This is a genomic window from Nocardia sp. NPDC003979, from assembly GCF_053605015.1.
In genome coordinates this window covers 20,645-44,305 of record NZ_JBSGIJ010000003.1, presented here as the reverse complement: position 1 = coordinate 44,305, position 23,661 = coordinate 20,645, and the positions used below count along the sequence as shown (strand labels likewise).

At 67.8% G+C, this 23,661-nt stretch carries 22 protein-coding genes and 1 tRNA gene; 16 read left to right on the top strand and 7 right to left on the bottom strand.

Features of this window, described 5'->3' with window-relative positions; all coding sequences use genetic code 11:
* Together ACWEVR_RS07145 and ACWEVR_RS07140 are read right to left on the bottom strand one after the other, a co-directional pair.
* Positions 1-405: a roadblock/LC7 domain-containing protein gene (locus ACWEVR_RS07145; RefSeq protein ID WP_067485424.1), complete on the bottom strand. Its 405-nt coding sequence runs from the start codon at positions 403-405 to the stop codon at positions 1-3.
* Positions 402-3,605, bottom strand: coding sequence for an ATP-binding protein (locus ACWEVR_RS07140; protein ID WP_452466186.1), 3,204 nt, complete (start codon positions 3,603-3,605; stop codon positions 402-404). Before ACWEVR_RS07140 ends, ACWEVR_RS07145 begins: the two co-directional genes overlap by 4 nt.
* Before the next feature lie 235 nt (positions 3,606-3,840).
* On the opposite strand from ACWEVR_RS07140, the gene ACWEVR_RS07135 reads away from it, so the two are divergent.
* The 9 genes from ACWEVR_RS07135 (at position 3,841) to ACWEVR_RS07095 (ending at position 11,829) form a co-directional block, all read left to right on the top strand.
* Entirely contained in the window at positions 3,841-4,527 is a 687-nt protein-coding gene (locus ACWEVR_RS07135; RefSeq protein ID WP_067485428.1) for a response regulator transcription factor, read from the top strand.
* 9 nt (positions 4,528-4,536) lie between these two features.
* The gene (locus tag ACWEVR_RS07130; RefSeq protein WP_452466185.1) at positions 4,537-5,994 is read left to right on the top strand and encodes an ATP-binding protein; all 1,458 of its coding nucleotides are present in this window, start codon (positions 4,537-4,539) and stop codon (positions 5,992-5,994) included.
* Positions 5,995-6,082: 88 nt separating this feature from the next.
* A complete protein-coding gene (locus ACWEVR_RS07125; protein ID WP_452466184.1) occupies positions 6,083-7,357 on the top strand; it encodes a S1C family serine protease in 1,275 nt (424 codons plus the stop codon).
* Positions 7,357-7,899: a MogA/MoaB family molybdenum cofactor biosynthesis protein gene (locus tag ACWEVR_RS07120; protein WP_181696798.1), complete on the top strand. Its 543-nt coding sequence runs from the start codon at positions 7,357-7,359 to the stop codon at positions 7,897-7,899. The genes ACWEVR_RS07125 and ACWEVR_RS07120 overlap by 1 nt, the downstream gene beginning before the upstream one ends.
* A gap of 4 nt (positions 7,900-7,903) precedes the next feature.
* Positions 7,904-8,095, top strand: coding sequence for a hypothetical protein (locus tag ACWEVR_RS07115; protein WP_452466183.1), 192 nt, complete (start codon positions 7,904-7,906; stop codon positions 8,093-8,095).
* Positions 8,096-8,619: 524 nt separating this feature from the next.
* Positions 8,620-9,297 carry an MspA family porin gene (locus tag ACWEVR_RS07110; RefSeq protein ID WP_067980018.1) on the top strand — a complete coding sequence of 226 codons (678 nt, stop codon included), beginning with the start codon at positions 8,620-8,622 and terminating at the stop codon, positions 9,295-9,297.
* 66 nt (positions 9,298-9,363) lie between these two features.
* Complete coding sequence (locus ACWEVR_RS07105) at positions 9,364-10,023, top strand: MspA family porin (RefSeq protein WP_452466182.1); 660 nt, start codon at positions 9,364-9,366, stop codon at positions 10,021-10,023.
* Positions 10,024-10,429: 406 nt separating this feature from the next.
* The gene (locus ACWEVR_RS07100; protein WP_452466181.1) at positions 10,430-11,098 is read left to right on the top strand and encodes an MspA family porin; all 669 of its coding nucleotides are present in this window, start codon (positions 10,430-10,432) and stop codon (positions 11,096-11,098) included.
* Between the two features lie 62 nt (positions 11,099-11,160).
* The gene (locus ACWEVR_RS07095; protein ID WP_225278649.1) at positions 11,161-11,829 is read left to right on the top strand and encodes an MspA family porin; all 669 of its coding nucleotides are present in this window, start codon (positions 11,161-11,163) and stop codon (positions 11,827-11,829) included.
* Positions 11,830-11,931: 102 nt separating this feature from the next.
* On the opposite strand, the gene ACWEVR_RS07090 is transcribed toward ACWEVR_RS07095, so the two are convergent.
* The 3 genes from ACWEVR_RS07090 to ACWEVR_RS07080 form a co-directional block, all read right to left on the bottom strand.
* Positions 11,932-12,591: an SAF domain-containing protein gene (locus ACWEVR_RS07090; RefSeq protein WP_452466180.1), complete on the bottom strand. Its 660-nt coding sequence runs from the start codon at positions 12,589-12,591 to the stop codon at positions 11,932-11,934.
* An 86-nt stretch (positions 12,592-12,677) separates the two neighbouring features.
* Complete coding sequence (locus ACWEVR_RS07085) at positions 12,678-12,974, bottom strand: FmdB family zinc ribbon protein (RefSeq protein WP_067641772.1); 297 nt, start codon at positions 12,972-12,974, stop codon at positions 12,678-12,680.
* Between the two features lie 81 nt (positions 12,975-13,055).
* Complete coding sequence (locus tag ACWEVR_RS07080; protein WP_452466521.1) at positions 13,056-13,643, bottom strand: 5-formyltetrahydrofolate cyclo-ligase; 588 nt, start codon at positions 13,641-13,643, stop codon at positions 13,056-13,058.
* Positions 13,644-13,730: 87 nt separating this feature from the next.
* Here ACWEVR_RS07080 and ACWEVR_RS07075 point away from each other — a divergent pair, with 87 nt between their 5' ends.
* The 7 genes from ACWEVR_RS07075 (at position 13,731) to ACWEVR_RS07045 (ending at position 20,180) form a co-directional block, all read left to right on the top strand.
* Entirely contained in the window at positions 13,731-14,657 is a 927-nt protein-coding gene (locus tag ACWEVR_RS07075; RefSeq protein WP_067485930.1) for a UTP--glucose-1-phosphate uridylyltransferase, read from the top strand.
* 46 nt (positions 14,658-14,703) lie between these two features.
* On the top strand, positions 14,704-15,963 hold the full coding sequence (gene glp, locus ACWEVR_RS07070; protein WP_067485931.1) for a molybdotransferase-like divisome protein Glp: 1,260 nt from the start codon (positions 14,704-14,706) through the stop codon (positions 15,961-15,963).
* 12 nt (positions 15,964-15,975) lie between these two features.
* On the top strand, positions 15,976-16,626 hold the full coding sequence (locus ACWEVR_RS07065; RefSeq protein ID WP_067485934.1) for a GNAT family N-acetyltransferase: 651 nt from the start codon (positions 15,976-15,978) through the stop codon (positions 16,624-16,626).
* A gap of 136 nt (positions 16,627-16,762) precedes the next feature.
* A complete protein-coding gene (gene sepX, locus ACWEVR_RS07060; RefSeq protein ID WP_452466179.1) occupies positions 16,763-17,758 on the top strand; it encodes a divisome protein SepX/GlpR in 996 nt (331 codons plus the stop codon).
* Between the two features lie 87 nt (positions 17,759-17,845).
* Positions 17,846-17,918 (top strand) — tRNA-Ala (locus ACWEVR_RS07055).
* Between the two features lie 373 nt (positions 17,919-18,291).
* The gene (locus ACWEVR_RS07050; RefSeq protein ID WP_452466178.1) at positions 18,292-19,212 is read left to right on the top strand and encodes an Abi family protein; all 921 of its coding nucleotides are present in this window, start codon (positions 18,292-18,294) and stop codon (positions 19,210-19,212) included.
* 239 nt (positions 19,213-19,451) lie between these two features.
* On the top strand, positions 19,452-20,180 hold the full coding sequence (locus ACWEVR_RS07045) for an AAA family ATPase (protein WP_452466177.1): 729 nt from the start codon (positions 19,452-19,454) through the stop codon (positions 20,178-20,180).
* Between the two features lies 1 nt (position 20,181).
* Here ACWEVR_RS07045 and ACWEVR_RS07040 read toward each other — a convergent pair whose 3' ends face one another.
* Together ACWEVR_RS07040 and ACWEVR_RS07035 are read right to left on the bottom strand one after the other, a co-directional pair.
* A complete protein-coding gene (locus tag ACWEVR_RS07040) occupies positions 20,182-21,474 on the bottom strand; it encodes a tyrosine-type recombinase/integrase (protein WP_280305906.1) in 1,293 nt (430 codons plus the stop codon).
* A gap of 798 nt (positions 21,475-22,272) precedes the next feature.
* Complete coding sequence (locus ACWEVR_RS07035; protein WP_452466176.1) at positions 22,273-23,130, bottom strand: MmyB family transcriptional regulator; 858 nt, start codon at positions 23,128-23,130, stop codon at positions 22,273-22,275.
* Positions 23,131-23,661: the final 531 nt, after the last annotated feature.

Genomic DNA, 23,661 nt, shown 5'->3' with positions numbered 1-23,661 from the left:
TCAGCCGGCGGAGCGGGCGGTGGCGGTGACCGCCGAGCCCACCCGGTCGACGAGCAGTGCCATCTCGTAGCCGATACGGCCGATGTCATGGCTCTTGTTGGCCAGAACCGCCAGGTGCGAACCGTTTCCGACGCTCATCACCAGCAGGTAGCCGCGCTGCATCTCGACGATCGACTGCATCACCTTGCCGCCGTCGAACAGCTGCGCCGCACCGGTGGACAGGCTCGCCAGGCCCGCGGTCACCGCCGCGAGTTGTTCGGCGCGGTCCGCGGGTAGATGCGGGCTGGTCGCCTGCAGCAACCCGTCGGCCGAGACCAGCACCGCGTGCGAGACGCCGGGCACGTCCCGGGTGAAGCGGGCGACCAGCCAGTTCAGATTCTCGTCTGTGGGGTGCGCGTTGCTCATTCGAGGCCTCCGTCGTTGTACTGGATCTCGGCACGGCCACTGCGGACGCCGCTGAGATGTCGGGTCAAGTTGTTGCGGATCTCCTCGGGATCGCGGGCGCCCGCTTCCTCGGCCGGTGCCAGTCCGCCGGGCACCAGCTGTGCGCCCGGTTTACGGATCGGCAGTCCACCGGAGGTGCGTGCGGAGGTCGGTGGCTTGTCCGCACTGGCCGCCGCCGTCCATCCCGCGTCGCCGGGGGAGCTCCATGATGCCCCGTTCGACGCGGATTCGCTTGCGGCTGTGGAAGGTTCGACGAGCCACTCGGAAACCATGCGCTGATAGATCGGCGTCGGCGCCTCACCGTTGACCGGCTGCAACCTGGTCGAGGAGGTGGGCACGGGGTCAGCAGCGGTGTCCTCGACGGGCTCGGGTGGTGCTTCGTCGAGCGGTTGCAGGCGCGCGGAGGAATCCTGGCGCTGCTCGTCGACCGGTTGCACGACGGCGGACGGGTTCTCCTCGGGCCGGTCGGCGTCCGAGTCGGTGCCGTCGAGCGAGTGGAGGCCGGTCGGCAGGGCCGTGTCCGGGTCGGAGCTCGAGCCGCTGTCGAGCCGGTGGAGATCGGCCGAGGGCGCCGGATCGCGGCGATCGTCGAGTGAACCCGAGTGGGATCGCTGTGTCGCGTCGTCGGTGTCGGCGCGGCTGCCGCCCGATCGTTGCGGGAGGGCCGACGGTGTCGCGTCGGCCGGGTCGCGGCGACCCTCGGCAGGTCGCGGGTCGGGCGAGGCCGGACCGCTGTCGAGCGAGCGCGGGTCGGCCGAATCGATGCGAGCGCCGCCGAACGGTTGCAGGCGCACGGGAGCGGCCGGGCTCTGTGCCTGACGCCCGTTCGAATCGTGCTGGGGTGCTTCGTCGGAGCGGTTGCGGGTCGGTAGGGGCCAGGCGGCCGTTGGCTGACCCGTGGTCGGCCGGACGGGCGGCGGTACCTGCCAGGACGCGGACGGGGTGCGCTGGGGAAGCCCGGTGGACTCGGTCTTCGGCTCCGGTAGGTCCTCGACCGGGTGTTCGGCCCACAGCCCGCTCGGCGTCTCCTCGACCGGCTCGGATTCCGGCGTTGCCGACGGAACCCGTTGCGGCAGACCCGCCTTGGTGAGCGGCGCACGGTATTCGCTGGCGTCGTAGGCGCCGGTTGTCGAACCGTATTGCGGCGGCACCAGCGGGTTCGCCACCGGGATCAGCGGGTTCGGTGTGCCGACCGGCATGATCGGATTGGGTCCGGTGATGTCGGCGGCCGTGAGGCCCGACGGGACAAGCGGATTCGGTCCGGTCGACACCAGCGGATTGGGCCCGGTGGCCGGACCCGACGAGGGCGGCGGGGGAGCGACGAGCGCACTGGGCAGATGCACGCTCGCGGTGATTCCCGGCTGCGGCGCCGAGCCGTTGGTGCGGCGCAGGCTCACGGTGATGGTGTGCCGCTTGGCGAGCCTGCCGACCACGAAAAGACCCATCCGGCGGGCGGTTTCGATGGTCACCTCACCACCGGAGGCGAGTCGCTCGTTGGTGGTGCGCAGATCCTCGGCCGACATGCCGAGGCCGCGGTCGGTGATCTCGATCAGGTACCCGCCGTCGACGGCCCGGCCCACGATCACCGCCACCGAGGTACTCGGCGGCGAGTAGCGCAGGGCGTTGTCGATGAGCTCGGCGAGCAGGTGCTCGATGTCGACGGCCGACTCACCGGCGACCACGCCGTCGGGCACATTCCCGATCTCGACCCGCTGGTAGTCCTCCACCTGCGACACCGCGCTCCAGAGCATGTCCGACAGCGGCACCGGCGGCAGATGACCACGGCGCAGGGCGGTACCGGCGAGCACGAGCAGGTTGTCGCCGTTGCGGCGCATGCGGGTGGCGAGGTGGTCGAGGCGGAACAGGGTCTGCAGGCGCGAGGGGTTGTCCTCGTCGTGCTCGAGTTCCTCGATGAGCGCGAGCTGCTGCTCGACCAGCGACTGGCTGCGCCGCGACAGCGTCTCGAACATGTTGCCGATCTGCAGGCGCAGTCGCGCCTGGTCGGCGGCCAGGTTGAGGGCCTGCTCGTGCATCTCGTCGACGGCGCGGGCGAGCTGACCGATCTCGTCGGTGGAGTGCACGCCCACCGGCGCGATCTCGGGGGTCGCGCCGCCGCTGCGCACCACGGCGAGCTCGTCGGGCAGTTTCACGTGCGCCACCTCGAGCGCGTCGCGGCGCAGCCTGCGCACCGGGACGACCAGCGTGCGCGCCACCGCGAGCGCCAGCGCCAGACCGGAGAGCAGCATGCCGAGCACCAGGGTGGCCTCACGCAGCGCGGCGGTCTGGGCGGTCGAGGTGTTGAGGTCGAGGGTCTTGTCGATCTCGTCGAGCAGACCGGAGATGGTCGCCGCGTAGGTGTCGGCGCTGACCTGCAGGGTGTTGAGCACCGCCGCGTTGGTCGTCGGGTCGCCGTTGTTCTGGCTGAACACGCTGATCCTGGTCTGGACCGCGTCGAGCAGCGAGGCCATGCTGCCCGCGTTGCCGGGCAGGATCATCGCGTAGGTCTTGATCATGGTCTGCTCGGAACCGAGCTCGACCAGCATCCGCGCGCGAGCGCTCTGGCTCGTTCCCGCGTCCGGCGACACGACGAGGGTGCGTTCCCGGGTGAGCACCCGACGCGCCTGGTGCAGCGCGGTGAGCTGCAGGAAGTAGCGCTGCACGACGTAGTCCTCGACCACCGGGGTCTTGGCGAGGGCATTGCCGATGCGTTCACCGATCTCGTCGGTCTGTTCGCCGACCATCGCGGGCGAGCCGCTGCGCACCGTATTGCGCAGCGTGGCGCCGGTGGTGGTCGCGGCGGTGAGTTCGTCGGCGACGGCCCGGTCGATGCTTGCCATGCGCAGCGCGCTCTGGACTTCGGCGAGGGCTTGGTCGTAGGTGGTGAGCGCGGCGTCGGTCTGTGGGTCGGCGATCGCACCCCAGTTGGCGGTCGCGGCGACGGCGAGTTGTTCGGTGGCGGTGGCGAATTTGACGACGGGCCGGATGACGTCGGCCTGTTCGGTCGCCGCACCGAGTTGGGTCATGGTCTCGAGTTCGGCATTGATGCGCAGCACGGCGAACGTGGTCGCGAGCATCACCGGCAGCACGAGAACCACACCGACCTTGCGCGTTACCGACCAGTTCGACAGGCTGAATTGCCAGGAGCGCGATGCAGGTTCCATCCGCGTGCGTTGCCTCTGCTTCCACGTGTGACCCCGGCCCGCGCGGGGGAGGTCGCGGACCGATGCGAGCGCAGAACCAACTGAAGGTCTTCTTTTATCGCAGGAAAGATACCGTGCCGGGTGGTCAACGGCAATCCGGGCAGGACAGCCCGAAATCGCCGAATATGTGCTGACGCAACGCCGACCACCGCCACCCTCTCAGTACGTTCTCAGTCACTGACGGCAAACTGAGCACATGCGCATTCTGGTTGTCGACGACGATCGTGCGGTGCGGGAATCACTGCGCCGATCACTGAGCTTCAACGGCTACACCGTCGACCTGGCCGTCGACGGCATGGACGCTTTGGAGAAAGTCACAACAGCCAGGCCCGATGCGCTCGTTCTCGATGTGATGATGCCCCGTCTGGACGGCCTTGAAGTGTGCCGCCGGCTGCGCAGTACGGGCGATGATCTGCCGATTCTCGTTTTGACCGCGCGCGATTCGGTCTCCGAACGCGTGGCCGGGCTCGATGCGGGCGCCGACGATTATTTGCCGAAGCCTTTCGCGCTGGAGGAATTGCTCGCGCGTTTACGCGCTTTGCTGCGCAGGCGGGCGCCCGATCTCGGCGAAGCATCCGAAGCGATGGTGTTCGCTGATCTGTCGCTGGACCCGGTCACTCGCGAAGTTTCGCGCGGCGAACGTTCGATCAGCTTGACTCGTACCGAGTTCTCGCTGCTGGAGATGTTGATGGCCAATCCCCGCCGGGTGCTCACCCGGGGGCGGATCCTGGAAGAGGTGTGGGGTTACGACTTTCCCACCTCCGGCAACGCGCTCGAGGTCTACATCGGCTATTTGCGGCGCAAAACCGAGGCCGACGGCGAGGAACGCTTGATCCACACCGTGCGCGGCGTCGGGTACGTGCTGCGCGAGACGCCTCCCTAGGCCGCGGGCATGGCACACAAGGAACCGGTGGTCGCCGGGCTCGGCCGTCCACTCGACCCCGGCGAGATGCGCCCACCGATGCCGCTCACGCGCTCGGTGTCGCTGCGCTGGCGGGTCACCCTGCTGGCCGCCTCGGTGGTGCTGATCGCGGTGGCCGTCACCTCGATCGCGGCCTACGCCATGGTCGCGCGCGCCCTCTACGCCGACGTCGACGCGCAGCTCGAGGCGCGGGCGGCGACCATGATCAACAACAATTTCGAGTCGATCGGGTTCCAGTCGATCGTGCTCGCCGGGTTGTACTCCAACGAGGTCGGCGTCGCGCTGATCTATGCCGATCACAAGCCGTATATGCCGCCGCAGCAGACGATTCCGCCGGTCGGCGCCCAGGAACTGGCGGTGGCCGACGGCAAGCTCAACTCTTCGCTGCGCACGGTCGGTGACCAGCGCGTCCTCGCAGCACGCACGCACAGCGGCGCCACCCTCATCATCTCCCAGAAGCTCTACCGCACCCGCGAGGTGCTCGACCGGCTGGCCTGGCTGCTGTTCGTCGTCGGCGCCTGCGGTGTGGTGCTCGCCGCCGCGGCCGGTACCGCCGTCGGCCGCACCGGTCTTCGCCCGATCGCGCGCCTGACCGCCGCGACCGAGCGGGTCGCGCGCACCGACGACCTCACCCCGATCCCGGTCACCGGCGACGACGAATTGGCAAGGCTCACCGAGAGTTTCAACACCATGCTGCGCGCTCTGGCCGAGTCCCGTGACCGCCAGCGCCGTCTCGTCGCCGACGCCGGACACGAGCTGCGCACCCCGCTCACCTCGCTGCGCACCAATATGGAACTGCTCATCGCCTCGAGCAGGCCGGGTGCGCCACGGGTGCCCGACGAGGACATGGTGGAGCTGCGAGCCGACGTGGTCGCCCAGATCGAGGAGCTGTCGACGCTCGTCGGCGACCTCGTCGACCTGGCCCGCGAGGACGCCCCGGAAACCGTCTACGAGCGGGTGGATCTCGGCGAAGTGGCCGAGCGGGCGCTGGAACGCGCGCGGCGGCGTCGCGCGGGGATCACCTTCGTCGCCGACCTGCGCCCGTGGTTCGTCTACGGCCACGAGGCAGGCTTGGAACGCGCGGTGCTCAATGTGCTCGACAACGCGGCCAAGTGGAGCCCGCCCGACGCGGTCGTGCGGATCACCATGCGCCCCGCGGGCCCGGGACTGCTGGAACTGGCCGTCGCCGACGCGGGCCCCGGCATTCCGCCGGGCGAACGGGAGCTGGTGTTCGAACGCTTCTACCGGACCACCGCGTCCAGGTCGATGCCCGGTTCCGGGCTCGGGCTCGCGATCGTGAAACAGGTGGTGACCAAGCACGGCGGAACCATCGCCATCGACACCTCCGACCGGGGCGGCGCCCTGGTCCGCATCGTCCTGCCCGGTGAGGCGGCGCCCGTGGCAGTGGAACCGGACGAGGCGCCGTGAACCGAGTCTCGGGCAACTGACGGGCCGGTCTCAGGCGCTTCTCAGTAGCCGTCGCCAAGCTTGTCGGCAAGCGTGAGAGAAGGTGACCATGAACGACGATCCCCAGCAGCGGCCCGCCGACCACCCCCTCGGCGGCCACGGCCCGGGACAGGCGGATCACCCCGCCACCGTGCCGGGTAGCCACCCGTATGGGCCCGCGCAGCACGGCTACGGACCCCAGCCGTACCCCCAGCAGCCCTACACCGCCCCGCCCGCGGCCCCGCGAAAGCCGTTGCGGCTCGGCTTGATCGCCGGAGCCACCGCGCTCGCGCTGGTGAGCGGCGGCGTCGGCGGCGTGGTGGGCGTGCTCGCCGCCGACTCCGATCCGGCGCCGGTGACCAACGCGCTCGAGGCCCCACGACCCGAGGTGAACAACGCCGCCAACGCACCCGCCGGGTCGACCCAGGCGGTCGCGCAGCGGGTGCTGCCCAGCGTGGTGATGATCAAGGTCGCGGGCACTCGCGCGTCCGGTGAGGGATCGGGGGTCGTGCTGTCCTCGGACGGGCTGATCCTGACCAACAACCACGTCGCCGCGGGTGCCGGATCGGGGGCGAAGATGGAGGTGGTGTTCAGCGACGGCAGCACCGCGCCCGCCACCATGATCGGCGCCGACCCGGTGTCCGATCTGGCCGTCATCAAGGCCGACAAGACCGGCCTCACGCCGATCGAACTCGGCACCTCCGACGGACTCGCGGTCGGCCAGCCGGTGATCGCGATCGGTTCGCCGCTCGGCCTGGCAGGCACCGTCACCACGGGCATCGTCTCGGCGCTCAACCGGCCCGTCTCGACCAGCGGTGAGGGCACACCGAGTCAGGTGAACCCGGTCATCGACGCGATCCAGACCGACGCCGCGATCAACCCGGGCAACTCCGGCGGCGCCCTCGTCGACGGTCAGGGCAAGCTCATCGGCATCAACACCGCCATCGCCAGCCTCGGCGGCGAGATGACGGGGGCGCAGAGCGGATCCATCGGCCTCGGCTTCGCCATCCCGGTCGACCAGGCTCGCCGCGTGGCCGACGAACTCATCAAGACCGGCAAGGCCACCTACGCCCAGATCGGGATCAAACTGCGTCCGCTCGACACGGCCGCCCGGGTGCTCGAGGCGACCCCGGACGGGCCCGCCGCCAAGGCGGGCATCCCGGCGGGCTCGATCATCACCCGCCTCGACGATCGGCCCATCGATTCCGGCGACGCGCTGATCGCCGCCGTCCGTTCCCGCCAGCCAGGAGACACCGTGAAGATCACCTACACCGACGAGCAGGGCGGAAACACCAAGACCGTGGACGTCACGCTCACGGCCGCCGCGGCGGAGAGCGGCCGATGATGCGATCGAACGCGGCACTGTCGTGCGTAGGCGCTACGGTGATGACCATGGACATCGATGCTCCCGTGGCAGGGCGGGCACTTGTAGTGGTCGTCGACGACCGGACGGCGCACGGCGGCGTCGACTCGCTCGGCCCGCTCGTCACCGAATTGCTCAACGAAGCGGGCTTCCTGGTGGACGCCTCGGTGACCGTGCAGGCCGACGAGGTCGAGATCCGCAACGCGCTCAACACCGCCGTCATCGGCGGTGTGGACCTGGTGATCTCGGTCGGCGGCACGGGTATGTCGCCGCGTGATGTCACCCCCGAGGCCACCGCCCAGGTGCTCGACCGGGAACTGCCCGGCATCACCGAGGCGCTGCGCGCGTCGGGCCGCGTGGCCGGGTCGCTCGACGCGGGTCTGTCGCGTGGGGTCTCCGGCATTTCCGGCAGCACCCTGGTGGTGAACCTGCCGGGCACCCGTTCCGCGGTGCGCGACGGCATGGCCACCCTCGGCCCGCTGGCGAGCCGGGTGATCGGTGAACTCTCCGGTCTGGACGAGTGATTCGATGAACGCGTCGGACAGCACATCGCCCTCCGAGCGCGAGGCCGCGCGGCGCAAGGCCGCCGAAGCGGCCCGGCTCGCGCGGATCTTCGGCGATGTGCTGCCCGAAACCACCGCTGACGAGCGCGGGGACGGTTCGCGCGGTTCCGACGACGACGAGTGGCTGCGTTCGCAAATACCGCCGCACCACGGGTGACCGTCCCGTTATCTGCCTTTCCCGCTACGTGATAGCCAACTGCGGTTAATCCAGTATTAACCCATTGCGAAGCGGCTACATTTTCCGAGGACCACACTTCATGTGTGGTCCTTTGTCGTATAAGCGACGGTTTGCGGTTCGGCAAGCGGAGCTGTTCATCCCACTTGACAAACCCGAAGCTCAGGGCATTTATGCATGTCAAGGCATGTGGCGATGTATGAACTTGTGTGGGGTGTCACAGTGAAATTTACGAACTCTACGGTTGCTGGAACTAGAACGCAGCGTTTAATGTTCGCCATCCAGACCCACCACAATCGGTCCCCGCAGTACTCAACTTCTGTGCGTTGAACATCCGGTGCAGCCCTACCCTCGGGTAGCTCCGCCGACCCCGGCCGTATCGCCGAAATAACAGTCGGTTACGTAACGGCAACAAAGGGGCGACACACTGAGCTGGGCCTGTGAGGTCCACCCGTCCGGTCACGAAAGTCGAGACCGGCTGTTAGAGAACACTGATGAGGGGAAGTATGAGCGAGAACCGCACCACCGGTGTGCGCCGCGGCGCCCGTGCCGCGGGCGTCGGCGCTGCCGCGGCCGCCATGGCCATCGGCCTGCTGTCGACCGGTGCCGCCAACGCAGATACCTTCGTGCCGTTGCCGGACGGTCAGAAGGCAGGCCCCGGGGTGACCATCACCCGTACCGGCGAGCACGCCCTGATTTCGCCGTCGCTGGCGGCCAACGGCGCAGGTCGCGTCGTGTGGGTCTCGGGCTCGGCCATCGCCGACGTCACCGCGACCCCCGAGGGCGAGGCAGGCCCCTGGAACGGCCCGAGCGGCCGCGACGGCTCCAACAACTCCTCCACCCACGGCACCTCCCAGCTGAACACCGGCTACATCGTCGGTTGCCAGGTGAGCATCGCCGACGACGCGATCGGCGCCGGTGTGTCCGGTGGCGTGAGCACCGGTGGCGTCAGCGCCGGCGGTTCGATCGGCGTGAACCTCGGCCCGGGTGAGGTCAAGTTCGTGCAGATCAGCTCGAAGGACATCCTCAAGGCGGGCGTCTACGCGATCGATTACCAGGACGCGGAAATCGAGATCCAGGGCTGCGCCGGCTACGCGCAGGCCCGGGCCTACACCGTGGTCGAGATCATCGGCGACCACTACTCGAAGACCACCCTGTACGGCGCGCCGTTCAGCATCGGCTGACATCGCTCGAGCCTGTACGAATCCTCTTCTCGCTACGGCGATCTCACTCCTCGAGGGACAAATCCTATGATCAACCGTAAGTTCATGGCGCGGATGGCGGGCGTCGGCGCCGCGGCCACCGTGGCTGTCGGCCTGTTCTCCACGGGCGCGGCCAACGCCGATACCTTCGTGCCGCTGCCGGGTGGCCACATCACCAAGACGCTGTCCGACGGCACCGTCGTCGACATCAGCCTGGTCGGCGAGTCCGCCCTCATCAGCCCGTCGATGGGTTCCACCCCGGTCCACCGCAACGCGTGGGTCTCCGGTAGTGCTCAGGTCTCCGTCTCCGACGGTGGCTCCGGCAAGATCTACCCGGGCTACACCGTCGGTTGCCAGGTCAACATCGCCGGCGGCGGCGTGTCCGGCGACGGCTCGGTCGAATCCGACTGGGAAGGCAACGCCTCCGGTGGCATCGGCACCGGCGGCGAGCTCTCGCTCGGCCCCGGCCAGGCGAAGTCGTTCTACGTTCTCGACATCGAGAAGGCCGACGACTACGGCAACGAATCGCACGGCAAGAACAACAAGTTCAAGAACGGCAGCGGCTCGGTGACCTGGTCGGACACCACCATCGGCCTGTCCGGCTGCGCCGGCTACGCGCAGGCTCGTGCCTTCGTGAGCGTCGAGGTCGAGACCGACAATGTGATCAGCTGGGTCACCCTGTGGGGCCAGCCCTTCAGCCTCGGCTGATCTGTTGACCCGCCTCCCCGCGAATTCAGGCCAGACCTGGGCGCGGGGAGGCTTGCGTCGGCGGCCGGACCAGCATGGTGGCGGGGTCAGCCCGTCCCCGGCGAGTTACCCATGTCGGTGCGAGATCAGTTGATCGGTAAGCGAAAGGGCCCGTGCGTGTGCACGGGCCCTTTCGGCGTTCACTGGACATAGCGAAGTGCTCTCATTATGTTTGTTGCGAATCGGCCGCGCTCGCGGTCGGATTCGTCTGCGTTTCGTTCACCGATCGGCTGAGCTCGCGCCGATTCGGTGATCGCCAGCTTCTCGATCCACTCCCGGCAGGGCCGACGGTCCCGAATGGCCGGGCGCACCACAGATATCGACCTCGACGGTCGAGGTCGATCTTGCGTACACCTCGAGGGGAACAATGAGCGAGAACCGCACCAACCGTGTGCGCCGGGGCGCCTGTGGCGCCGGTGCCGCGGTGGCGGTGGCGATCGGCCTGCTCTCGGCCGGTGCCGCCAACGCCGATACCTTCGTCCCGCTGCCCGACGGGCACAAGGCCGGTCCCGGCCTGAGCATCACCCGGGTCGGCGAGAAGGCGACCATCTCGCCCTCGCTCGCCGCCAACGGCGCGGGCCGGGTGGCCTGGGTGAGCGGCAGCGTCGTGGCCGATGTCCAGCAGACACCGGAGGGTGAGCCCGGGCCGTGGAACGGTCCGTCCGGTCGTCCCGGCTCCAATAATTCGTCCACACACGGCACTTCGCAGCTCAATACCGGCTACATCATCGGTTGCCAGGTGAGCATCGCCGACGACGCGATCGGTGCCGGGGTGTCCGGTGGCGTGAGCACCGGTGGCGTCAGCGCCGGTGGTTCGATCGGGCTCAACCTCGGCCCGGGTGAAGTGGCGTTCGCGCAGATCAGTTCTAAGGACATCACCAAGCCCGGCGTCTACGCCATCGACTACCAGGACGCCGAGATCCAGGTGCAAGGCTGCGGCGGTTACGCCCAGGCCCGCGCGTACACGGTGGTCGAGATCATCGGCGACCACTACTCCAAGACCACGCTCTACGGCATGCCGTTCAGCATCGGCTGAGCCGGACGACCGCCGAAAATCCTGCCAGCTCGATCGAATTCACCCTCGAGGGGTCTACTGAGATGATCAATCGCAAGAGTATGACGCGGGCGGCGGGCGTGGCTGCCGCCGTGTCCTGCACCATCGGGCTGTTCTCCGTCGGCGCCGCCCATGCCGACACCTTCGTGCCGCTGCCCGGCGGCGAGATCACCAAGACGCTGTCGGACGGCACCGTCGTGAACATCAAGATGGTCGGCGAATCGGCCACCATCAGTCCGTCGATGGGTTCGACTCCGGTGCACCGCAACGCGTGGGTGTCGGGCAGTGCCCAGGTGTCGGTGTCCGGTGGTGGTGACGCGTCGGGCGGCAAGATCTACCCCGGTTACACCGTCGGCTGCCAGGTGAACATCGCCGGTGGTGGTGTGAGCGGCGAGGGCGAGGGCGCGGTCGATGATGCGGGCGAGCCCTCCGCCGGCATCGGCACCGGTGGCGAACTGTCGCTCGGACCGGGCCAGGCGAAGTCGTTCTACGTGCTCGATCTCGAGAAGGCCGACGACTACGGCAACGAATCGCATTCCAAGAACAACAAATTCAAGGGTTCCAACGGCTCGGTGACCTGGGCCGACGAAACCATCGGCCTGTCCGGTTGCGGCGGGTACGCGCAGGCGCGCTCGTTCGTGAGTGTGGAGGTCGAGACCGACAATGTCATCAGCTGGGTGACGCTGTGGGGTCAGCCTTTCAGCCTCGGCTGATCGCGCATCTGAACAGTTGGCGCTACCGGGGTTTCGGGGTCGTGCTGTGTGCGCGACCTCGAAACCTCGTTTCCGCGAACCGAACCGGGTCACCGAGCGGCATCAATGGAAAACCACCGTCAGTGCCGTGCGTAGCGACGCACCGGCCACAGTGGTCGCGTGCTCGGTAGCCAGCGCTACGAGCACAACTCGCTCGGCTCGCCGATCGGCTGACGCGGTGACCAGCACGACGGCCGCATCCGTGGCGAGAGTGCGTGCTCGGGCAGCCGAGTCACCCGTGTCCTCCACGCCGACCACGTCCACCCGGTCGCCCGCGCGCAGCACCTCGGCCACCGCCGAATCGGCCAATCGGATCGGCACGATCCGCGCATCCTCGGTACCCGCCGCGGCCGCCGCCAATCGTGGCCCGACCACCCGGAGATCGGTGAATGTCTCACCCGCGCGCATCGCCCCGGTCAGGGTCGCACCGAGCAGGGGAGTGGTATCGGTGGCGAAACCGGTGGGCAGAGTTCGGGTTTCGTGCTGATCGACCCGCACGTCCTCGGCGGTGAGCACCCGGCCCGGCGACAGGTCGTGGGCTGCGACCACCACCGGTTGCCGTGCCCCACCCGGGTCGCCACGCACGAACAGGACGACGGCGACAACGGCGAGCGCGGCGGCCACGATGCGCCGCGCCAGCAGGGCATCGGCCCAGGCCGGGCGATTACCGAGGGCGAACCGCCAGGAGCTGCCACGTCCCAGGTCGGCAAGGCTGCGAGTCATGCCCGAAGCCTAGGAACGTGGCGACAGCACCGACAACGGCGAAAAGCCCGCCTGTGGACAACTCGGGGGTGTGGAGAACTCTTCGCTCAGCTCGCGGCGGCGGGAGCGGCGGCGCTCGACGTCGACCCGCTCGCGGACGACCCGCTGGACGAGGAGCTGCCGTTACCGTCCGAGGACTTCGCCGGCTCGCTCGCGGTTGACGCGCCACCACGGCTGTCGGTGCGGTAGAAACCGCTGCCCTTGAACACAATCCCGACCGAGTTGAACAGCTTCCGCAGCTTCCCCGTGCACTGCGGGCATTCCGTCAGTGAATCCTCGGAGAAGGACTGAACGATGTCGAAGCGGTTGTCACACTCGGTGCACGCGTACGAATAAGTTGGCACAGGATCCTCCGCAAGTCTCGTCGATCTAGCACTCTACCGCCGACACTGCCAACCTCGCCAATCGCCTTTTCATTCCGCCGCTCACGCGCGGGGATCACCCAGCTCGCTCAAGCCCGCCTCGGGCGTCAACGCCCAGCCCATCCGATGGTCGTGCGGTTCCTCGGGCAACTCGACAACCAGCTCCACGTCCCGGACCACCGCGATCAACCGGGCACCCGCACTCGCCACGCCGAGGGTGCGGTCGTAGTACCCGGCGCCGCGGCCGAGACGCACGCCACGCCGGTCGACCGCGAGCGCCGGGACGAGGATCGTGGCGGCCTCGGCGACCACCGGTGGCGGCAAGGTCTCGGTGGTCGGTTCGAGCAGGCCGTAGCGCGCGGGACGCAGCGAATCGGCGCCCGCGTAGCGCGCCCAGCTCAGCGGTCCCGGCGCTCCGGTGACGGGCAGCAACACTGTGGCGCCGCGCTCGCGCAGCGCGTCGAGCATGCGCAGATCACCCGGCTCGGTCTTCGTCGGCACGTAGGCGCACACCACCTCATCGGCCCCGGCCAGCAGGGCCGCGGTGGCCGCGAGGGCACTCGCCTCACGGGCGTGTTCGGCGGGTCCCACGGCGGCCCGGGTGGCCAGGATCTCACGTCGCCACGCATATTTCGTGCGCTCACCGGGCATCTCCACAGCGACCACCCTAAGCTCTTGCCGACGCCGGATCGTCGCGACGGGCGATCGGACGGCACGCTGAATGGATAGGGTATGCGCATGACAGACAAGACTTCCGGTTTCCGCACTGCGGTTGTCCCCGCGGCCGGACTCGGAACGCGGTTTCTGCCTGCGACCAAAACGGTGCCCAAGGAACTGCTGCCGGTAGTCGACACGCCCGGCATCGAACTGGTCGCCGCCGAGGCCGCGGATTCCGGTGCCGACCGCCTCGTGATCGTCACCTCGCCGGGCAAGGACGGCGTGGTCGCCCACTTCGTCGAGGACCTCGTCCTGGAGAGCACCCTCGCCGAGCGCGGCAAGTTCGCGCTGCTCGAGAAGGTACGCAAGGCGCCGGGTCTGCTCGACGTCACCTCCGTCGTGCAGGAGGAGCCGCTCGGTCTCGGTCATGCCGTCGCCCAGGCCGAGCCCGTCCTCGACGCCGACGAGGACGCGATCGCGGTGCTGCTGCCCGACGACCTCGTGCTGCCGTGCGGTGTGCTCGAGACGATGAGCCGGGTCCGTCGCGAGCGCGGCGGCACCGTGCTGTGCGCGATCGACGTGCCGAAGTCGCAGGTCAGCGCCTACGGCGTGTTCGACGTGGAAGACCTGGCAGAGGGCGCGGAGGCCGATGTGCTCCGGGTGCGCGGCATGGTCGAGAAGCCCGACCTGGCCGACGCGCCGTCGACGTTGGCCGCCGCCGGTCGCTACCTGCTCGACCGCGCGATCTTCGACGCCCTGCGCCGCATCGAGCCGGGCGCGGGCGGCGAGTTGCAGCTCACCGACGCCATCGCCCTGCTCATCGCCGAGGATCACCCGGTCCATGTGGTCGTCCATCGTGGGTCGCGCCACGATTTGGGCAACCCGGGCGGTTATCTTCGAGCTGCCGTCGATTTCGCCCTCGAGCGGGACGAATACGGGCCGCAACTGCGCGAGTGGCTGAAGTTCCGGCTCAGCCCGGAATGGGACCCGCAAGCGCCGGTCGCGTAAAACGATGGGAACCGGCGAAGCCGTCGCCGATACACACAGGAGCTCGATGCGCTCGGTTGAGGATCAGCTGATCAAGGTCACCGCGGCAGCGGTCGCGCCCCGGCCGGTCCGGGTGGCGATTTCCGAGGCCCAGGGTTTGCTGTGCGCCGAGGACGTGGTCACCGAGCGGCCGCTGCCCGGCTTCGACCAGGCCGCCATCGACGGCTACGCGGTGCGCAGTGTCGATGTGAGCGCCGCCGGTGCCGAGGTGCGCGACGAAGAGGGCGAGCTCATCGATCTCACCCTGCCGGTGGTCGGCGAGGTGGTCGCGGGTTCGCGTCAGCCGATCCGTCTGCAACCGAGGCAGACGGTGCGCGTCGACACCGGCGCGCCCATGCCGACGCTGGCCGACGCGGTGCTCCCCGTCGACTTCACCGACGGTGGCCGGGCCAGGATCAAGGTGTTCGAACCGGTCCGCTCCGGCGACTACGTGCGCCGCGTGGGCGACGACGTACAGCCCGGTGATGTGGCGGTTCGGGCCGGAACCATCATCGGCGCGGCCCAGGTGGGCCTGCTCGCCGCCGTCGGCCAGGACAAGGTGCTTGTGCATCCGCGCCCCCGGCTGTCGGTGATCTCCATCGGTGGCGAACTGATCGATATCGACCGCACACCCGGCCCCGGCCAGGTCTACGACGTGAACTCCTACGCGCTGGCCGCAGCCGCACGTGACGCGGGCGCCGACGTGAACCGGGTCGGCATCGTCAGCGCCGACCCGCGCCGCCTGCGCGATGTGGTCGAAGGTCAGCTGGTGCGCTCGGAGGTCGTGGTGATCGCGGGCGCGGTCGGCGGTTGGGCCTCGGAGCAGGTGCGCGAGGCGCTCGACGGACTCGGCGAGCTCGAAGTGGACCGGGTGGCCATGCACCCGGGGTCCGTCCAGGGCTTCGGCCGGCTCGGGCGCGATGAGGTGCCCACCTTCCTGCTGCCGTCGAACCCGGTGAGCGCGCTCGTGGTGTTCGAGGTGATGGTGCGGCCGCTGATCCGCATCGCACTCGGGCGGCGGCAGCCGATGCGCCGGATCGTCAACGCGCGCACCATCACTCCCATCACCTCGATGCCGGGCCGCAAGGGCTACCTGCGCGCCCAGCTACTGCGCGACGAGGCCACCGGTGACTACCTGGTGCAGCCGCTCGGCAACGGCAACGGCGGCTCCTCGCACCTGCTCGCGACGCTGGCCGAGGCCAACAGCCTGATCGTGGTGGAACCCGACGACACCGATTTCCGCACCGGCGACGAGGTGCGGGTCGCGTTCCTGGCGCAGCGCGGCTGAGAAGTGGAGTCCATGAACGTCTTCCGGGCCGGACAGCATCCCGGGTGGCCTGCTCGTCTCGGTCCGGTGATCGTGGCGGGCGGCCAGGTCACCTTGCGGCCGGTGCGTTTTCGCGACGCCGCCGCCTGGAGCCGGATCCGGCTGCGCGACCGCGACCACCTCGAACCGTGGGAACCGACCGGCCGCGGCAGCTGGGAAGCGCGCAACCACGCCTCCAATTGGCCGTCGCTGTGGACGAGCCTGAAGGCCGAGGCGCGGCGCGGGGCGATGATTCCGCTGGTCATCGAGGTCGACGGGCAGTTCAGCGGGCAGCTCACCATCGGCAATATCGTGCGCGGGGCGCTGCGATCGGCCTGGATCGGGTATTGGGTGGCCAAGGATCTGGGCGGTCAAGGGGTGGCGACGGCGGCACTTGGGCTCGGGCTCGACCACTGCTTCGGGCCGGTCGGCCTGCACCGGGTGGAAGCCACCGTGCGGCCGGAAAACCTTGCCAGCCAAGCCGTTCTGCGCAATGTCGGGTTCCGGGAAGAGGGTTTGCTGCGTCGTTACCTCGACGTCGACGGCGCCTGGCGTGATCACCTGCTGGTGGGCTTGACTGTCGAAGAGGTCATGGGCACCGTCGTAGATCGCCTGGTCAGGGAGGGTCGAGCGGCGCTGCCGTGAAAATTCTGTTACTCATGTGGCAGGTGTGCACGGCGCGCCTGCCACACGGGCGCGCGTGCCCGAATTAACCTACGGACGTCGGTAGTGCGTCCACGGATGGACAACACGTTGGCGGGGACGGGAGGTGATGACCGCGATGCCTAATTCGATCCTGTGGATCGGACTGGTCGTTCTGTGGGTATTCGTCCTGTTCCCGATCCTCGCGGACCGGCATCCCCGGATCCGCCGCACCACCGACGCCGCACTCGCCACGCGCGTGCTGCACCGTGGCGGGGCCGAACGACGGATTCGCATCGGGGCGGCGGGCGGACACGAGAGTGACCCCGACTATCGCCCCCGTGTGCTGACCAAGCGCCCCCACCGTACCGATTCGGAGGATCGGATGACGACCGATGAGCCCGTCACCGAAGGCGATGACGAAAAGCCAACCGTCACAGCAGAACTCGACGACATCGAGCACGGCCCCCACGAAGAACCCGACAACGACGCCGAACTCGCCGCCACCGAGGCCGATGACGCAGCGGCCGAACCGGATTCGGGCGAGGCCGTAGTGGAGGAGCCGCCGGTCTCGGCGCGCATCCCACCCGCACCACCCGCCCGCCTCGACGACCTGCCCGAACCCGCCGCCGTCGACGACGACGAGGACTTCGTGCCGTCGCGGCGCGGCCGCGGCGGCTACGACCCCGAGGCCGACGCCATCGCCCGCGCCGCCCGCTACAGCTTCCGCCAGCGCGCGGTGCTCGGCCTCATCGTCGCCGTCATCCTGTTCGCGGCCTTCGGTCTGCTGCTGAACTCGATGTTCTGGTGGGCCTGCGGCCTGTCCGCCGCCGTGCTCGCCGGCTACCTGGCGTACCTGCGCAAGCAGGTGCACGTCGAGGAGGAGATCCGGCGCCGCCGCATGGCCCGCCTCGCGCGCGGCCGCACCCGCGAAACCACCACCGCCACCCCCGAGGCGGCCACCACGCGACGCACCATGGACCGCGACACCGCCCGCGCCCTGCGCCGCCGCTCCACCCTGCTCGACACCGACGACGAGGACCCGATGTTCGAACACCTCGAAACCTTCGACCCCGCCACCGCCCGGGCCCTACGCCACCGGGTCTCCGACCTCGGTCGAGCCGTCGGCGAATAACCGGCAAAACAGCAGGTCAGCACACCGATTCGGTATCCGGCCGCACCGCCTGATACAGTGTCACAGCGCGGTTCGCCAGAGCCGCACGGGGCTATAGCGCAGTTGGTAGCGCGTCTCGTTCGCATCGAGAAGGTCAGGGGTTCGATTCCCCTTAGCTCCACAACAAGTGCAGGTCAGGCCGGGTTCCGAAAAATCATCGGAGCCCGGCCTGACTCGTTCTCCCCACTAATTCCCCACTAATTCTCGTGAGGACTGGCTCGGACGGGTGCGGGGCGCGCCGACAGGAACCCGGGGGCGAGATGAACGCCGCGCAGACGGTGTCTGTGGTTCCTTTCCGCGAGCACAGCTTCCGTGCTAACCTGTTGGCACTACATCCCCCACGCCTCTCGTAGAAGCGCACTTGGGGGATTTTCTTTGCCCAGGCAAGAGGAGCGCGCATGCCCACTTCCAAGCGCACCTCCTGGACGCCGCCTCCACCACGTTCGCGGGGCTCGCTCGACTACGACAAGCCTCCGCTGAGCCTCGACGACCTTGTGGGCCGCCTGACCGATCGCGGTCTGAGCATCCCGGATGATGAGAAGGCGCGGCGCTACCTGCGCCACATCGGCTACTACCGTCTCTCGCCCTACACGATCCCCTTCCAACAAGGCCAGCCCGACCACGCCTTCCGGCCGGGCACGGCGTTCGACGACGTGGTCGACCTCTACGTCTTCGACCGTGCGCTGCGACTGCTGGTCATGGACGCTCTCGAACGCGTCGAGGTCGCCGTGCGTGCGGCACTGACCGACCACATGTCGACGAACTACGACGATTCTCACTGGTACACCGACGCCCGGCACTTCGACAAGACGGGCAAACACTCCGGGCTCCTCAAAATCGTCCGCGAACGCTGTGACGAGAGACTGTGCGGAAAGCCGGATGCCGGACTCGGCCCGCTGGTCCATCGCTCGGCACTCGAGCACTACCTCATGACCTACGGCGCCCCAGAGCTGCCGCCCTCCTGGCTGATGGTGGAGACCTTGGCCATCGGACAGCTAACCAGTACATACTGCAATCTTCGTCGGCGCGCCGATCGGACGGCGATCGCGGCGAGCATCGGCCTGACTGCCACGGTGCTCGAGTCCTGGCTGAAGACCTATGTGCGCGTGCGCAACATCTGCGCCCATCACGGACGGCTGTGGAACGTCGGCCTCGGCGTCAACCCGGCGATCCCGACAACCCCCACGATCCCTTGGCTGGAAGGAAAGGGAGCGCTGCCCGAGCGATCGAGGCAGCGGCTCTATCCTGTTCTCGTGTCCCTGCAGTCGGTGCTCGACTCCGTGTCGCCGCGCAGCAGCTGGACCCGACGGCTTCACGAACTTCTCAGCACCCGTCCGCGGATGAACCTGTCCGGGATGGGTGTCCCCGCGGATTGGGCCGACGACGGCTTCTGGAGTCGGCACCTGGCAGAGTGATCGGCTCGCATGGTGCTTGCGATCGAGCATCGTCCACGGCGGTGATGCCGTGGTGAAGTCACTCAACGGCAAGTTCCTCAGGAATTGGTGCTTAGCCGGTCAGGGCAGGAGAAGATCACTTTCGACTCCGACCTGTTCGATTGCACGACGCGTGCGGCGAGGTGCGCAGACTGGCATGACGCGCTGGTATGGCTTACCGGTGTCTCCGCTCACAGTGACGACCCCCGCATCGGCCCCACATGCATCGGCGTAGATGTCTACCGAGAAAGCTGACGGGTACTGTGCTCGGCCCGTTGCAGAAATCCGAAGTGAGAAGTGGCGAGAAGGAGCTAGGAGTGGTCGCGCGGAGCGTCAACCCCAGCGGCGCAGGGGGCGTGTTGGTCGGACTTCGTGGTAACTCGGGTTCTGGCAAAACGACCGTGGCTCGTGCAGTGCAGCAACGATTTGCGCGCGCCAGCTGCCTGGTGGTCGCGCAGGATGTGGTCCGGCGGACGATGCTTCGTGAGACCGATGCCCCCGGTGCGGTGAACATCGACCTCATCGAGCATGTCGCGGCGTTCGGGCTGGCTCGCGGACTGATCGTGATCGTGGAAGGCATCCTCGACGCGGACCGGTACGGCGAGATGCTCGAACGACTCTCGATGTCAGCGGGATCAGCGATGTTCTACAGCTTCGACCTGTCCTTCGCGGAGACCGTCCGGCGGCACGCGAGCAGGCCCCAAGCACAGGAATTCTCGCCGACCCAGATGGGGCAGTGGTACCACGGCTGGCAACCGTTGGCGTTCGTCGACGAGGTCCGTATCGATGCGAGTTGGCAGCTCGAGACAGTCGTTGATCAGATCGTCGGCGACATCTGTGCCGCAGGCCTTTTCGATCAACAAGCTGCGCGATGCCAAGGCGCGACGGGTGGAACCTCCCCGCCGGCCTCGGCGACGCCTCGGCGCGTGACCGTCACCGAAGCGGAGTAGGTCAGGCGTCAAGATCCACGGGTGTGCTGCCGATGGCACGGTCGAGGACGTTCGCCGCGGTCCGGTGTGGGCGTCCTCGCGCCATGTAGTACCGCTGGGTCATCGCCACGTCGACATGGCCGAGGACATCGGCGGTGACTCGCGCGGACAGGCCCGCGTCGTCGAGGATCGTGGCCACGGCGTGCCGGAAGCTGTGCGGGGTGATGTCCTCGGCGAAACCCAGTGCTTCCCGGACACGCTGCCACGCATGACCGACGTTCTGGGGGTCACGCAGGGTCCACACCGCCGAGGCAAACACCAGATCCAGGTCCTCGACCCCGGGCTTCGGCGGCGATGATTTGCGCCTGGCTGCCATCGCGTCTTTGCGCTGTTTGAGCATCGCCACGGCGAACTCTGGCAAGGCCATGATCCCGGTGTGGTTTTTCGGGTCATCGTCGTCGGCGACCCGGACGAGTCCCTTGCCGGCGACCCGGACGACTTTGCCGACGGGGTGCAATGTTGCTTCGTCGAGGTCGATGTCGGACCAGAGCAGCCCGAGCATCTGGGAGCGCCGTAGCCCGGTCGCGGCGTAGAGGGTGATGACGTCGGCGAGGTCGGCGCCTTCGCAGTAGGCGGCGACCGTGGGCGGGGTGTAGGCCTTGACCGGTGTGCCCCGCTCGCGTTCGGCCTTGGACAGCTTGCGCGGACACGGGATCTGCGAGGTGCGCACCGAGGACAGGATGAAGCGCAGCTCGTCGACGGTGAGATCACCCGCGCCGCCGGTGCGGCCCTTGGCTTCGACGTTCTCGGCCATCCGAGCTTCGCGCACCGGGTTCACAGCGAGGGCTGTCCTTGCGCACGCGAACCGGAACATGCCGGAGAGCACGTTGCGTGCGGTGCGCATGTTCGACGGGCCTCGGGCGTGGCCAACGTCCTTGAGGAAGGCTTCCACCGTCGCGGTGTTGACCTCGAAGAGTCGTCTGCCGCCGAAGGCACTGTCGAAGGTCTTGGCGGCCTCGTCGTAGCGGCTGAGGGTGCCCTCAGCGCGACCGAGGGAAACCAGGTGGTCGCGGTAGTGGTCCCACAGCTGCTTGACGGTGATCGAGTCCGACAGCTCGTCATCGAGATCGACACGGATGTCGACGGCGGCGGCCATCACCGCGTCGAGAGCGCGCTGGCCGGTGCGGTCGGGTAGCGGTCGGCCTTGAGCGCTGAGCTTGATCGGGGAGAATCGGACGACCTCGCGGCGGCGGCCCGAGGTGTCACGAATATAGATGCGTGCCTTCCAATGGCCGGGGGCTATCTCGGTGAGCATCGGCTTGCCGGGTACCCCGAGAGGCCTAGGTGGTCTACCCCGGCTCACCGTCGTGCTCGGGTGGCTCGTCGCCCGAGTTCGCCAGGGCGGATTCGAGTTCGTCTATGTCCCAACGGAATTCCCTCCCAACTCGGATAGGTTTGGGTAGCCAGGTGTGCTGGCCTGGATGGCGGGCCCAGCGCCGCAGCACTTCTGGGTGGACGCCGAGGTGCTCGGCGGCAGTTCTCGTGTTGACCCACCGACGCAGCGGCGCCGGGGTCGGGTTCGGGGTCGAAGGATCGTCACGCATCGGTGCGTCGCTGGTCGTAGTGGACATCGATCAGCGGTGCGCGGTGCAGGCCGCCGTACCTCAGAGGTGCGGGGCAATCGCGGAGAAAACTCGCATTCCTCTTCGGGAGGCGGTGGAACGCGCAGTCCCGAAGGCTGTGTAGATCGGTTGGGAGGGTGCTCGAATCGCGGTCATGTGCGCACCTATCCGTGGGCCGAAACTGCCCGCGGTGAGGGGCTGCGATGACTCCCGATAACACCGCGAGAAATCGCTCGCACAGAGGGAGCAGAGGGAGATGGGTAGTGCTTTCGTGAAATTGCATCGGGCACCTTTCGGCCCGATCAATGACTCTTCCCGTCTCCAGGAAACCTGAAAATGTGGAAGTTCGCCACCAATTTTCTGCTAGCGCTGAGAAATTGGTGCCGACTCTCGCGCACAGCCCGACGACTTCGCCTCTGTGACCGATCACAAGATCCGCCTGGTGCAGCGGCGGTAGTGTCGCCGCTGCACCAGGCGGATGTTGCTGGTGGCTAGTTGAGTTCGGGCCGCGGACACGCCACTTCAGGCGTGACTGTGATGAGCTGGACGTGGTGGGCGAGCATCCCGTCGGTCATTGACAGCAGGTAGGACACCGGCTTGCGGTCGGCATCGTAGGCGTGCAACAGGCACCGTGAATCGCGACCATAGGAGACGCTCACGCTGGCTGCCCACAGTCGCCGGGCGTCGCTGATCGGTGTCAGAACGGAAACGAGCTCTGCGGCCTGAGCTGAGCTCCGGTGACGGCCCAGGGCGGATTTCAGCATCGCAACCGTCCAGGAGCCTTCGGATTCGGAGTCGACGACCACGCTCTTGCCCTGCTCACTCAACATCCACACCGCGATCGAGCTGGTGTCGTCGATGCCGGGAAAGACCTCGGCGAACAAGTCGTTGCGCGCCAGCACATTCCAGAACGGGTCGATGAAGGCCGCTGGTATGGCGCGGGATTGGAACAGGTCGAGGTTGAGCATGAGCGACTTCTCGGCTCGGACATACCTGCGCAAGGCATCGGGTGGCGCCAGCGTGATCGCGGGGGCGGCGAGCTCACGAAGGTGTGAAGCCATGGCTCTGTCCACGCGCAAGCCGATAATGATCTTCTCGAGCGTGTCGGAAGGCGGCTTGGAATCGCCGCGTTCGAAACGCCCCAGGTGAACGGCGCTGAGGTTGAGCTCTGCGGCTGCCTGGGCCTGGGTGAGCCCGAGATCGTCTCGAATCCATCCGATGGTGGTACCGAGGTCGGGGATCGAGACCTGTGGTCGGTTGGGGGCACGTCGACGTTGACGTCCCTTGCGGGGTCGTGAAATTCGGTCGTTCATTGCATCTCCCCCCCGGGAGGTAGTGACGGAAGTCACAGATTGAGTGGTTTGAACGGAGTATTTCGACTTCGTGACGAGACCAGGTCTACCAGAGGGCGTTTCGGGCGGCAAGTTAGCCCGCAGCTGCCCGAATCGTGGACAGGCATGTTCATGACAACCTCATAGGTAAGGCTACCCGGTGACGATGGGACCGCTGCGGAAGGCGAATTCTATTGCGCGGTAAGAAACATTTCTTGATGCGTCAAAGCGAATCTGCTGCACAGGCCGCTCTTCCTTAACTGATCATTTTGTGATCTATCAAAACTCGATCAGTTAAGAACCTAGCGTCCCAAGGGATTTCGTGGTTTGGATGGAAAGTGCAAGCCACTCCATGCATTTCGAGAAAGGATTTCCTGTGGATCCCATCATGATCGCCAGCTACATCAACGCCGGGCTGGCGCTGCTCAGCAACGGCCTGGCACTGGCCGGCAACGTGCTCAACCTGGCCCTGCACCTGCTGTGAGACCCGCCCCGTAGAGGTACCCCGGCCGGGCGGCAGCCCGCCCGGCCGGGCCTCTCCCAGCGGGC